This window comes from Limnohabitans sp. 2KL-17 (genome assembly GCF_003063415.1).
GTDB lineage: Bacteria > Pseudomonadota > Gammaproteobacteria > Burkholderiales > Burkholderiaceae_C > Limnohabitans_A.
The window spans coordinates 42,194-54,824 of the sequence record NZ_NESK01000020.1; the positions used below are offsets into that span (position 1 = coordinate 42,194).

12 protein-coding genes are annotated in these 12,631 nt (G+C 58.8%); 3 read left to right on the plus strand and 9 right to left on the minus strand.

Annotated elements, in window-relative coordinates; all coding sequences use genetic code 11:
• Positions 1-56: 56 nt before the first annotated feature.
• The 4 genes from B9Z45_RS11305 to B9Z45_RS11320 form a co-directional block, all read right to left on the minus strand.
• Complete coding sequence (locus B9Z45_RS11305; protein ID WP_108407327.1) at positions 57-1,034, minus strand: beta-ketoacyl-ACP synthase III; 978 nt, start codon at positions 1,032-1,034, stop codon at positions 57-59.
• The gene (plsX, locus tag B9Z45_RS11310; RefSeq protein WP_108407328.1) at positions 1,031-2,095 is read right to left on the minus strand and encodes a phosphate acyltransferase PlsX; all 1,065 of its coding nucleotides are present in this window, start codon (positions 2,093-2,095) and stop codon (positions 1,031-1,033) included. Before plsX ends, B9Z45_RS11305 begins: the two co-directional genes overlap by 4 nt.
• A gap of 109 nt (positions 2,096-2,204) precedes the next feature.
• Complete coding sequence (gene rpmF / locus B9Z45_RS11315; protein WP_019575026.1) at positions 2,205-2,387, minus strand: 50S ribosomal protein L32; 183 nt, start codon at positions 2,385-2,387, stop codon at positions 2,205-2,207.
• Between the two features lie 134 nt (positions 2,388-2,521).
• Complete coding sequence (locus B9Z45_RS11320) at positions 2,522-3,070, minus strand: DUF177 domain-containing protein (RefSeq protein ID WP_108407329.1); 549 nt, start codon at positions 3,068-3,070, stop codon at positions 2,522-2,524.
• 51 nt (positions 3,071-3,121) lie between these two features.
• Here B9Z45_RS11320 and B9Z45_RS11325 point away from each other — a divergent pair, with 51 nt between their 5' ends.
• Together B9Z45_RS11325 and B9Z45_RS11330 are read left to right on the plus strand one after the other, a co-directional pair.
• Positions 3,122-3,733, plus strand: coding sequence for a Maf family nucleotide pyrophosphatase (locus B9Z45_RS11325; protein ID WP_108407330.1), 612 nt, complete (start codon positions 3,122-3,124; stop codon positions 3,731-3,733).
• Positions 3,730-4,503, plus strand: coding sequence for an SAM-dependent methyltransferase (locus tag B9Z45_RS11330; protein ID WP_108407331.1), 774 nt, complete (start codon positions 3,730-3,732; stop codon positions 4,501-4,503). Before B9Z45_RS11325 ends, B9Z45_RS11330 begins: the two co-directional genes overlap by 4 nt.
• 3 nt (positions 4,504-4,506) lie before the next feature.
• Here the strand turns inward: B9Z45_RS11330 and B9Z45_RS11335 are convergent, their stop codons facing one another.
• From B9Z45_RS11335 to B9Z45_RS11350, 4 genes are read right to left on the minus strand one after another with little or no spacing between them, the layout of a single operon-like run.
• On the minus strand, positions 4,507-5,502 hold the full coding sequence (locus tag B9Z45_RS11335; protein ID WP_108407332.1) for a S49 family peptidase: 996 nt from the start codon (positions 5,500-5,502) through the stop codon (positions 4,507-4,509).
• Between the two features lie 2 nt (positions 5,503-5,504).
• A complete protein-coding gene (locus B9Z45_RS11340; protein ID WP_108407333.1) occupies positions 5,505-5,870 on the minus strand; it encodes a Rieske 2Fe-2S domain-containing protein in 366 nt (121 codons plus the stop codon).
• Positions 5,871-5,882: 12 nt separating this feature from the next.
• Positions 5,883-6,572: an HAD family hydrolase gene (locus B9Z45_RS11345; RefSeq protein ID WP_370445836.1), complete on the minus strand. Its 690-nt coding sequence runs from the start codon at positions 6,570-6,572 to the stop codon at positions 5,883-5,885.
• Positions 6,544-7,551, minus strand: coding sequence for an RluA family pseudouridine synthase (locus B9Z45_RS11350; RefSeq protein ID WP_108407334.1), 1,008 nt, complete (start codon positions 7,549-7,551; stop codon positions 6,544-6,546). Before B9Z45_RS11350 ends, B9Z45_RS11345 begins: the two co-directional genes overlap by 29 nt.
• A 592-nt stretch (positions 7,552-8,143) precedes the next feature.
• Here B9Z45_RS11350 and B9Z45_RS11355 point away from each other — a divergent pair.
• Entirely contained in the window at positions 8,144-11,095 is a 2,952-nt protein-coding gene (locus tag B9Z45_RS11355; RefSeq protein ID WP_108407335.1) for an Rne/Rng family ribonuclease, read from the plus strand.
• A gap of 235 nt (positions 11,096-11,330) precedes the next feature.
• Here the strand turns inward: B9Z45_RS11355 and B9Z45_RS11360 are convergent, their stop codons facing one another.
• Positions 11,331-12,629 (minus strand): heme biosynthesis protein HemY, encoded by a 1,299-nt coding sequence (locus B9Z45_RS11360; protein ID WP_108407336.1) that lies wholly within the window; start codon positions 12,627-12,629, stop codon positions 11,331-11,333.
• Positions 12,630-12,631: the final 2 nt, after the last annotated feature.

Here is a 12,631-nt window from a genome sequence, read left to right on the forward strand (position 1 = left end):
AATGAATCTGAAATCGGATCAGCATGGCGCAATGCCGCTGACCTGCGAAGGTCCCATCAATAGCGCAGCAGCACGGAGCCCCAAGTGAAGCCGCCGCCCACACCTTCGAGCATGAGCGTCTGTCCCCGCTGAATTCGCCCATCGCGAACGGCAGTGTCCAACGCCAAAGGGATCGAGGCGGCCGAGGTATTGCCGTGCTGATCCACGGTGACCACCACTTTGTCGGCGGGCATCTTGAGCTTTTTGGCGGTGCTTTGCATGATGCGGATGTTGGCCTGATGCGGGATCAGCCAATCGATGTCGGCATCGGTCAAATTCGCCTTGGCCAAACTGGCTCGAGCGGTTTCTTCGAGCACACCCACAGCCAGTTTGAAAACGGCCTGCCCATCCATTTTGAGAACCGGGTCGCCCAGAATACCGCCACGGTTCACATGACCAGGTACACACAAAATATCTTTGTATTTGCCATCGGCATGCAAATCAGTGGCCAAAATGCCGGGCGTGTCCGAGGCCTCCAGGACAACGGCGCCTGCGCCATCACCAAACAAGACACAGGTGGTGCGGTCCTTGAAGTCCAGAATGCGACTGAACACTTCTGCGCCAATGACCAGCGCCCGCTTGGACGAACCGGTTTGGATCATGGCATCTGCGATCGTCAGCGCGTAAATGAAGCCACTGCAAACCGCCTGCACGTCAAACGCCGGGCAACCTGCAGCGCCCAGCTTGTGCTGAACCATGGTTGCAACCGAGGGGAAAACCATGTCTGGTGTCGAAGTGCCCACGATGATCAGGTCAATGTCCTGTGCAGCCAAGCCAGCGGCATCCAATGCCCTGCGAGAGGCTTCTGTGGCCAGATCGCTGCAGCCTTGCTCATCGGCGGCAAAGTGTCGGGCGCGGATACCGGTTCGCTCCACGATCCAGTTGTCCGAAGTTTCAACACCTTGCTGCGCCAACTCGGCAGCCAGATCGGCGTTGGTCATGCGTTTTGCCGGCAAGTAACTGCCAGTGCCCAAGATGCGGGAGTAAATTCTCATACAGATGTGACCGCTGGTTCTGACCGCTCAGCCTGAGCCCCTGCCAACAACGGGCCAGCATGGGCGATGCGTTCACGAACGCGCTCAAGCAATTGGTTTCGAGATGCATCATAAGCGCGGATCAAGGCATTTTCAAATGCCAGCTCGTCGGCAGAACCATGGCTTTTGAACACCAGCCCCCGCAGACCCAACAAGGCAGCGCCGTTGTAGCGGCGGTGGTCTACACGGTTTTTAAAAGCTGTTAGGACCGGATAAGCCAAAATGGCGGCCATTTTAGTGAAGATGTTGCGAGAGAACTCAGCCTTGAGAAAGCTGCTCACCATGGTGGCCAGGCCCTCACTGGCCTTCAGGGCCACATTGCCAACAAAGCCATCGCAGACCACGATGTCGACTGTTCCCTTGAAAATGTCATTCCCTTCGACATTGCCATAAAAATTCAAATCCCCGGAGTTAGCAGCAAATCGCAACAATTCACCGGATTTTTTGATGATTTCATTGCCTTTTATGGCCTCTTCGCCAATATTGAGCAGACCAACAGTGGGCTGCTCCTTGTTCTGCAAGACAGAAACCAAGGCTGAGCCCATGACTGCGAACTGCAACAAATGCTCTGGCGTGCAATCCACATTGGCACCCAAATCCAGCATGGTGGTGCCGCCGCCTTTGAAGTTGGGCATTTGACCGGCAATGGCCGGGCGATCGATGCCATCCATGGTTTTGAGCACATAGCGGGCAATCGCCATCAAGGCGCCCGTGTTTCCGGCAGAGATGGCAACTGACGCCTTGCCATCACGCACTTGCTCTATGGCCACCCGCATGGAAGAGTCTTTCTTCTTGCGCAAGGCCACCTCCAGCGAATCGTCCATTTCGACCACTTCGGTCGCGGCAACCACCGTGGCACGAAAATCATCAAAACCGGCTAAGGCCTCAGGACGCCCGACCAGCACCAAACGGGCATCAGGGTGGCTTGACAAGAAGCGGCTGCAAGCCGCCAGGGTGACTCGGGGACCATGGTCGCCGCCCATGCAATCGACAGCCAGGGTGATCGGAGTGGGCGAGGTCATGAGATCCTAGAGATCAAAAATCGTGAAGAAATCAAAGCCATAAAAACAAAAGCCCGAGGCTACTGACACAGTAGCGCCGGGCCCATTCAGGCTTATAGGCTGAAGCCGATCAGGCTTCGGACTTGTTTTTCAGCACTTGACGGCCACGGTAAAAGCCGTTGGGGCTGATGTGATGGCGCAAATGGATTTCACCTGTTGTTGGCTCCACAGCGATGCCTGGCACGTTCAGGGCGTTGTGTGAACGGTGCATACCGCGCTTGGATGGCGACTTTTTGTTTTGCTGAACAGCCATGGTGGCTCCTTGGAAGCTTGGAGGCCGCGCCTGTAGCGCAGCGTCTGGTTGATGAGAGTGTCGCCCAAATCAACTGAGCGAAGCCGCAAATTATAGCCTAAGACAAGCCAGCCCCTCAGGGTTTAGTTTCGCGCTTACTTGGGAGGGCCTGTTTTGAGGCCAGCCAATACGCCAAACGGATTGGGGCGTTCGGATGCCGCGTCAAACTCGGGATCGACTGCGGACATAGGCACTGTTTCGGGGCAAACCTCGTGCAAAGGGACCAAGGGCAATGACAAAATCAGCTCATCCTCGATCAAGGCCAGTGCGTCAAAATCACGGCTGATGGCCAAAATATCATCTTCGGACTCATCGTCAAGCGCCGCCGCCGTGGCCTCATCGGCTACAAAACGCAAAGAACGCTCAGCCGCCACCACATCCAAAACAGGCGACAGGCATCGTTGGCATTGCATCGGCAAACGCACCGAAGCCTTCAAGTCCAGCCAAATCTCGTCAGTGCCCCCCGGTTGCGGAACCATTCGGCCCTGCAATTGCCAAAGCAAAAGGCCAGGAGACAGAGCGCTGCCGAATTGTTCTTCTGCCAATCGCGGCCAATCGGCCAGATTGCCCTCGCCCTTCAGGCCGATGGCATCACGGGCAAAAGACACCACATCCAGGTGCCGGGGGTCCATTTTTTTTTCCATGGCTGCAGTGTAAGAGAATCACCTGTCCGAATTTCACCTTGGGTTTGCACTTTGACACCGAATTTCTCCTCCACACCCAGCAACGTCCGCCAAGTCGTACTGGGCTCTACATCACGCTATCGGCGCGAATTGTTGGCGCGCCTGCGCATCCCTTTCAGTGTCACCGCACCCAACGTGGACGAAACCCCGCAGGCGGGCGAAACCCCGAAGAACTTAGCCTTGCGACTCGCATTGGCCAAAGCCCAGGCCGTCGCCGCCTTGCATCCGGAAGCGGTGGTCATCGGCTCGGACCAGGTGGCCGATCTGGCGGGACAGCCCCTGGGCAAGCCGGGTGAGCACGCACGGGCTGTACAGCAATTGCGCCAAATGCGTGGTCAAACGGTGATTTTTCAGACTGCGCTGGCCGTGGTGTGCTTGGCAACGGGCTTTAAACAAGTTGATCTGGCAGAGGTGCGGGTGGTTTTCCGCGACTTGAGCGACGACGAAATCGAAGCTTATTTACAAGCCGAAAAGCCCTATGACTGCGCTGGCAGCGCCAAAAGTGAGGGCCTTGGCATTGCCTTGCTGGAGTCCATTGACAACGATGACCCGACTGCGCTGGTGGGGCTGCCCCTCATCCGCACCGCCCGGCTGTTGCGCCTAGCTGGGGTCAAGCTGCTGTGAACGCCCACCAAAACACCAAGGGCTGCCTGTATCTGGTGCCCACGCCGTTGGACTTTGGCTGCGTTGAGCAAGCACCCATCACACATGTTCTGCCTGAAGCCACACTGGCCACGGCTGCCAATATCCAGCATTGGGTGTGTGAAAACGCCAAAACCACCCGGGCATTTTTGAAGCGCGTTGGAGAAACCCACCCCCTGATCGCCCCCCTGCCCGAGCAAAGCATCACCGAGTTGCCTCGCCACGTGCACAAGAAAGGCGACCACCAATCCGGCTTTGACGCCAAACCGCTGCTGACGGCGGCTTTGCAAGGCTATGACGTAGGCCTGATCAGCGAAGCCGGCATGCCTGCTGTGGCCGATCCTGGCAGTTCGGTGGTGCGTGCTGCGCACGATCTGGGCTTGAAGGTGGTGCCGCTGGTCGGCCCGGTGTCTTTGTTACTGGCTTTGGCCGGCAGTGGGCTGAATGGCCAAAACTTCGCATTTGTAGGCTACTTGCCGCAAGACGCCGCAGAACGTGCCACCAGGCTCAAGCAACTGGAATCTCTGGCCCATAAAACCGGGCAAACACAGCTCTGGATAGAGACGCCTTACCGCAACGCAGCCATGTTGTCGGGACTGCTGCAAAGCTTGCAGGCCCACACCCGTTTGGCCATTTCCAGCGGCCTGACACTGCCTTCGGCGAGCATCCAGAGTCACAGCGTGGCGCAATGGAAAAAGGGCCTGAAAGGCCCTGATGGTCACACGCCTGCGGTCTATGCCATCGGGCCTTGAGGTTCAGCGCAAGCCCGTGCTTGTTCGCAGGGCACGCAACGTGCCTTCACCCATGGCAGCGCCAAATCGTTTGACCAGGCGTTCTGCCACGTTTTCGCGTTGCGTGTAGTCCACCACATCGGGGGCTTTCACCACTTCACGGGCCACGCCATCGAGGCTACCCAGGCTGTCGGCCAAGCCCATGTCAACCGCTTGCTGGCCACTCCAAAATAAGCCGCTGAAGGTATCAGGACTTTCCTTGAGCCGATCACCACGGCCTTTCTTGACCACTTGGATGAACTGGGTGTGGATTTGGTCGAGCATGGCTTGGGCGTGTTTACGTTGCGGCTCAGTTTGCGGGCTGAAGGGGTCCAGAAAACCTTTGTTGACACCCGCCGTCATCAAACGCCGCTCCACCCCCAGCTTGTCCATGAGTCCGGTGAATCCAAAGCCATCCATCAAGACACCAATACTGCCCACAATGCTGGCCTTGTCTACATAAATGCGGTCAGTGGCTGCCGCGATGTAATAAGCGGCCGAAGCACACGACTCCTCCACCACGGCGTAAATCGGCTTGTTGTGCAAAGCACGCAAACGGACGATCTCGTCGTTGATCAGGCCTGCCTGTACCGGACTGCCGCCAGGAGAGTTGATCAGCAACACCAAGGCCTGCGAGCCTGAGTCTTCCAAGGCAAGGCGCATCGCCGACATCACATTTTCAGCGCTGGCTTCGGTCTCCGAGCCGATTTCGCCCACGATAGACACCATCGCCGTGTGCGGCAAGCTGGGATGACTGGTGGGGGATTTATAGCTGAATGCCTGCCAAAACACCACCGCCAAAAACAGCAGCCAAGCAGAACGCAAGCCCACTTTCCAGCGCCTGGCCACTTTCTGCTCTTTCAAGCTGGCAAAGGCCAACTGCTCCAGTGTTTGGCGCGCCCAGCCTTCGTCTAGGGGGAGGGCAGCTTTCACGGGTTCTGGGGGGGCCGAGGCGGACGTGTTGTCCTGGGGGTCTTGCATGGTCAAAATTCAAGGGGCTTTAAGTTGTAGGCAGTATGCCAGTGAACCACGCCGTCCCGCTCTGAAAGGTCTATTTTCACAAGGCCGCCACGGCAGAGTCCACCAGAGCACGCCCCCGTGTCTGGTTGGTAAGTGGCGCCGTGTGTGGCACACATCAGCCAGCGTCCAGTGTCGTCAAAAAAGCGGTCTGGCTGGTAGTCCATTTCCATGGCCACATGGGTGCAGCGGTTCAGATAGGCGTACACCTGGCCTTCGTAACGGATGGCAAACGCACGGCAAGTCTGACCGGCATACACAATGTCAAAAGGCACAGCACGGCCTCCTTGGGCCAAATCAGCGCTGTTGCACAAAGGGACCATCGGATCCATGACCACTCCTGTTCAAGCGTTGAGCAGCAACCAGTAGTGCAAATCACGCACGCTGTGCGCCACATGGCGAGGGTTCAGGGCATGAAAAGCCTCGGGCTCGTGCGCCCCATAGCTCACACCCACGCTGGCACAACCGGCGTTCAGGGCCATTTGTAAATCATGCGTGGTGTCGCCAATCATCAAGGTGCGCTCGGGTTCAACCCCAAACTCACGCATCAGCTCGTGCAGCATCAGCGGATGGGGCTTGCCTGCCGTTTCATCGGCCGTTCTTGAGCCGTCAAAACGGTGGCGCAACTCCACCGCCTGCAAGGACTCGTTCAAGCCTTGTCGGCTTTTGCCCGTGGCCACCGTCACCCAGTGGTGCCGGGCTTTCAAGTCGTCCAGCAACTCCAGCACGCCATCAAACAGGCAGATGTCGTGTTGGTGCTGTATGTAATGGTGACGGTAGCGCTCACCCAAAGCCGGGTATTTGTCGACAGGCACATCGGGCGCCGCATGCGCCAGCGCAGGCATGAGGGCCAGACCAATCACATAGGAGGCTGCCTCGCGAGTGGGCTCTGCCCCACCCACATCCACCACCGCGCGCTGAATACAGCGGGTGATGAGGGCGGTGGAATCGAACAAGGTGCCATCCCAATCGAAGGCGATCAGGTCAAACTGGCGGGGCCGGAATTCATTCAGAGTGGCTGGCATGGTCAACATAGGCTTTCAATTCGGGGGGTAAATCGGTTTGCAGCGAAACGCGCTCCGCTGTCACGGGGTGGTTGAACTGCAATCGCCAGGCATGCAAAAACATGCGCTTCAGGCCCGGGCTGCTCCCCGGCCTTTGAAGCTGGCGGTTCCATTCGAAATCGCCATATTTGTCGTCGCCTGCAATTGGGTGGCCTTGTGAGGCCAGGTGCACCCTGATCTGGTGGGTGCGCCCGGTTTTGATGGTCACCTCCAGCAAAGTAGCTCCTGGCAATCGCCTGGACACCTTGACCAAGGTAACGGATCGCATGCCATCGGGGTCTTCGGGCGTGGTCACACGAACGCGCCGCTCACCCTCTGCGCCATCCTGGCCCTGCAGCAAAAATTTGAGCAACGGCTGGTCAATCACTTTGAGCTTGGCCGGCCAATCGCCCTTGACCAACGCCAAATAGGTTTTACCTGTCTCACGCTCACGGAATTGGTCTTGCAGGTGCCTCAAGGCGCTGCGCTTTTTGGCCACCAGCAAAATGCCGCTGGTATCCCGGTCCAAGCGATGCACCAACTCCAGCAGCTTGGCTTGAGGGCGGGCCTGCCGCAATTGCTCGATCACGCCAAAGCTCACCCCCGAGCCACCATGCACCGCCACGCCTGCTGGCTTGTCGATGGCCAGCAAGCTGTCGTCTTCAAAAAGCAAGGGAAATTCGCGTCCCGGGGCTGGCCGTTCGGCTTTTTCGGCCACTTTGTCCGAAATGCGCACGGGCGGCAAACGCACCTCGTCACCGGATTCAATCCGGGTATCGGCCGCAGCACGGCCTTTGTTGATGCGAACTTCACCGCTGCGGATGATGCGGTAAATGTGGGTTTTGGGTACGCCCTTGAGGTGGCGCATCAAAAAGTTGTCCAAACGCTGCCCGGCTGACTCTTCGTCCACCAACAACCATTTGACGGCGGGCGTCGCAATGGCGGACTTAGCCCCTATAATGTGATTCACTGGCAATTGGCTGTAAGTGGTTGATTCAAATGGAAATGAATTCCGATAAAGCTGGAGTTTAGTCCACCACCACCGCGCCAAACCAGATGATCGATGCCACCCCCGGCAGGATTTGCAGACTGAAGGCCAACGCCAACAGTGGTCAATCGCCCCGAGGTTGGGCCGATGCCCAGAAACACAGATACGGAATACCCCAAGTCCAGCAGCCCTTCAGGCTGTTGGACGGATCAAAGCGAGATGGTTGTGTTGTTCGGAACTTTGCTGATGTGGTTGGAGTGGCTCACGAAGCCATGCTTCACAGTCACGCCTTGTGCCCGGCAATTTGTCCTGGACACCGGGGGAAGCCCCCGGCAGTGGATAAATCTTTGCACACCTTTTCACTCGCCCCATCCACGCGCCACGATCCCCATTCCTGTGCTCACGCGCAGCTGAATGGCGATCAACTTCGGCAATTCCCTTCGTTTCAGGTGTCAGCCCCGGCAACGTAGGCTTTGAGATTCCCAGGAATCCCCAAGCCGGTTGTGTAAACAGGTCTCAGCCCGCAGACATTTTTCTGCACTGGGGCCAAAGCTGACAAGAAAAGGAACGCATCATGAAACGGATGCTGATCAACGCCACGCAAGCTGAAGAGCGCCGCCTGGCCATCGTCGATGGACAAAAACTCCTCGACTACGAAATCGAAATTGAAGGGCGCGAACAGCGCAAGGGCAACATCTACCAAGCGGTGGTGACCCGTGTAGAGCCTTCGCTCGAAGCCTGCTTTGTGGACTATGGCGAAGACCGACACGGCTTCTTGCCGTTCAAGGAAATCTCACGCCAGTACTTTGCCGAAGGCGTCTCGGTCAGCCAAGCACGCATTCAGGACGTCATCAAGGAGGGCCAATCCCTTCTGGTGCAGGTCGAAAAAGAAGAGCGTGGCAACAAAGGCGCAGCCCTGACCACATTTGTCAGTCTGGCTGGCCGTTATGTGGTGCTCATGCCCAACAACCCCCGCGGTGGCGGCGTCAGCCGACGCATCGAGGGCGATGACCGGGCCGAGCTCAAAGAAGCCATGGACCAGCTGGAATACCCCAAAGGCATGTCCATCATTGCCCGCACTGCTGGCATCGGCCGCTCAGCCCCCGAGTTGCAGTGGGACCTGAACTACCTGCTCAAACTGTGGACCGCCATCGATGGCGCATCCAAAGGTGGCAAAGGCGCCTTCCTGATTTACCAGGAATCGAGCCTGGTGATCCGTGCCATACGTGATTACTTCAACAACGACATCGGCGACATCCTGATCGACACCGATGACATCTACGACCAGGCTCAGCAGTTCATGAGCCATGTCATGCCTGAGTTTGCGAACCGCGTGAAGCGCTACCGCGACGACGCACCCCTGTTCAGCCGCTTCCAGATTGAGCACCAGATCGAATCGGCCTACGCCCGTACCGTGCAACTGCCCTCAGGCGGCGCCATCGTGATCGACCACACAGAAGCCCTGGTTTCAGTGGACGTCAACTCGGCCCGAGCCATCAAGGGCGGTGACATCGAAGAAACCGCCACCCGCACCAACCTGGAGGCCGCTGATGAAGTGGCTCGCCAGATGCGTCTGCGCGATTTGGGTGGCCTGATCGTGATCGACTTCATCGACATGGAAGAGAGCAAGAACCGCCGCGAAGTGGAAAACCGCCTGCGCGACGCGCTGCGCCAGGACCGCGCACGCGTGCAGTTCGGCACCATCAGCAAGTTCGGCCTCATGGAAATGAGCCGCCAGCGCTTGAAGCCCGCTTTGAGTGAAGGTGCGTCCATCCCCTGCCCACGATGCGGCGGTGCAGGCCACATCCGCGACACCGAAAGCTCGGCACTGCAGATCCTGCGCATCATCCAGGAAGAGTCCATGAAGGACAACAGCGCCGCTGTGCACGCCCAGGTGCCGGTGGAAGTGGCTTCCTTTCTGCTCAACGAAAAGCGCTCCGAGATCGCCAAGATCGAATTGCAGCAACGGATCAATGTGCTGCTGGTGCCCAACAAGTCACTGGAAACACCGCATTACAAACTCGAACGCCTCAAGCACGACGATCCGCGCCTGGACCGTATCGAAGTCAGCTACAAAATGGCCGAAGAAATCGAAGATGCCACCACGGTGACCCGCCGTTCGCAAGAGCCGACCAACAAGCAAACGCCTGTCATCAAAGGGGTTTTGCCTGACGCCCCAGCCCCTGTTGCACCGGTCAAACCCGAAGCGGTGGCTGCAACGGCCAAGCCTGCCCCCAACAAAGCAGTTGCTGCACCTGCGACTGTCGCCGCTCCAGCAGCCGAAGCCGGTTTCTTCGGATGGCTGAAAAACCTGTTCGGTGGCAGTGCCCCTGAAACAGCGCCAGCACCTGTTGACAAGAAGGATGAGAAATCCCGCGAAGGCCGAAATGGCGATCGCCGTTCAGAGGGACGCACGGAGGGCCGCGATGGCGAACGCCGTGACGGTCGCCGAGGCGGCCGTGATGGTCGGCGTGGCGAGCGCAGCGAAGGTGCAACCGGTGAAGTCCGCGCACCTCGCGAAGGCGGTCGTCGCGGCGAAGGCCGTGGCGAGGGTCGTGAAGGCCGTGTTGAAGGTCGTGAAGGCCGCAACGAACTGCGTGAAGGCGAAGTCCGCCCCGCACGCGGTGAACGTGATGAGCGGGGAGAACGCGCGGAGCGTCCTGCACGCGAAGGCCGTCGCGATGGTCGTGGCGAAGGCCGCGGTGACGGTCGCCGAGAGCGCGGCGAACGCGGTGTCGAAGGCCGACGTGAACGCGGCGATCGTGGTGGCGAGCGCCGCCAGGGTGACACAGCCCCCAGCGATGCACTCAGCCCCGAATCCGAAGTCATGGCCACCGAAGGTCAACAAGCCAATCTGCCCTCTGAAGGTGGTGCGTCAAGCGAAAACACGGGCGAGCGCCGTGATCGCCGATCGCGCGATCGCTACGGGCGTGACCGCCGGGACCGCCCAAGCGAAGGACGCCAGGAAAACCCTGGCGAAGTGACCCTGGGCGAGGCAGATGACAGTGCGTTCTCTGCGCCTGTCGCTGAATCCACAGGCGAAGACCGCCCTGCATCACGCTCATACTTTGAGCGTGCCCAGCCAACGTCGGTTGCACCTGCAGCCGAGCAGGCGCCCATTGAACGACCAGACGCACCTGTTTCAGCACCTGCTTCAGTACCTGTTGCAGCATCTGCACCATCATCCGCCCCTGAACCTACCCCTGTGTCGGCACCTGCTGCTCTAGCCGCGCCTGCGGCGGCGGTGACACCAGCAGCGCCTGCAGTGGCCACACGCGCAGACCTGCCATCCGTGGCCAGCTACACACTGCAAATCGACAATCTGGAACAGGTGGCGCAAGGCTCCGGTCTGGTTTGGGTGAATTCGGATGTTGCCAAGGTGGCTGCCGTTCAAGCTGGCATTGCGGCCGAAATCAAACCGGCTCGTGTGCCGCGCGAGCGTCCACCCGCTGTGACCCTGAATGAAGGTCCCCTGGTTTTGGTGGAAACACGCAAAGACTTGAAAGACATGAACTTGCCGTTCTGATTTCCAAGTCCAGCGCTGCGCGCTGATGAAAAACCGGGCCCAGCGCCCGGTTTTTTTTGGCACATCCGATCAGTTGCGTCAGGGGCTAAGGGGCTACAGGGGTAAGCATGCCCAATGAACCGGGCAGGCCTGGCGCGCATCGGTTTGTCCGCTCTGTGCTTGTTGTTCGACAGCACCCTTCAACTCAGGAGGCCATGCGGGGCCATCCGGATCAGCCCCAAGGGGCATCAAGGCATCAGCTCTGATTGACCAAAGCGGCCTGTTTCCAGGCTTGCGCAGCCACGGCGGGCTCTTGCCTTTGCTCAGCCAATTCGGCCAAAGCACACCAAGCCTGCCGCTTCAGTGCAGGGGCCTGCAAACCCTTGACCGCTTGGGTCAGCAGGCTCTGCGCCTTGCCCCACAACTGGTGGCGCAAGCACACCATGCCCGCCAGATACTGCCAACGCGCATCTTGAGGTTGTGCTTGCTGAGCGGTTTCTATTCGAGCCAGCCATTGCCGGGCATCGGCAGCATGAACATCTGCCACACTGGCCTCCATGGCTTGCACCATGCGAGTCAACTGATCAGAAGTCCAATTCGACTGCTGCGGCGACTGCAAAGCGGCCCACAAAGGCTGTAACCACGGCCTGGCCACCGCACTGCTTCCCCCCAAAGCCACAAGACGCAAAGCGGCCTCTGCAGCAAGGTCGGGCATGTTGCGTTGGGTGGGGGTCAGACTCAGCCACAAACGCTGAACAGCATCGGCATCGTGTGTATGCATCAACCATTCCAGAATCAGACTGCGCACCAGGCTGTTGGCCGTGGCTGGCTTGAACGCACGGTGCTTGGCCAGCAAAAGCGCCGTATCGAGAGCCTTTGCAGGTTGACCCGCCAACCTGGCCGCTTTGAGTTGAAGCCGCATGGCCACCATGCGACGCGACGAAGCTGGAGCCAACGTCTGCAACAAACCCAAGCTTCCTGCGGCATCCCGGTCATCGAGCAACCAACGGGCTGCTCGAAGCTGGGCGCCCTCGGTCAATGTCTGGCGCTCAGAAGACTGCCCCTCTTTGGCAGACTGCATGGCCTCTTGCCAATGGGTTTGTCGCAACTCACGGTCTTGCAAGGCGTGCGCCGACTCAGCCACCATGATGTGCGCTACCGTGCGCAAAGAGACTGAATGGTCAAGCAGGAGGCCGGCATCCCTCAAGAGGGTTTCTTTTTCAAGGGCTGATTGCGCCGACTTGCGAGCCCGCAAAAAACGCCCGGCCATGAACTGGCTGATCGAATCGAGCATCGCGGCATGGGCCGCCCGTTCTTTTTGCTGAAGGCGCCAGCGCTTGGCCTGCTTGGGCAAAGACAACAAAGCCGACAAAGCCTGCTGTGCCAACACCACCACCAGCACCACAAGGCTCAACACCAACAACACCAGATTGAGCGAAAAATCGACCCGGTAGGGCGCCAAAAACAAAGTCACGGTGCCCTGGTTGTGCCCAGCGAGCCATGCCGCTGCAGCGGCCAGTGCAAACAAACTGATGAGCCAAAGAGCTGCGCGCATAC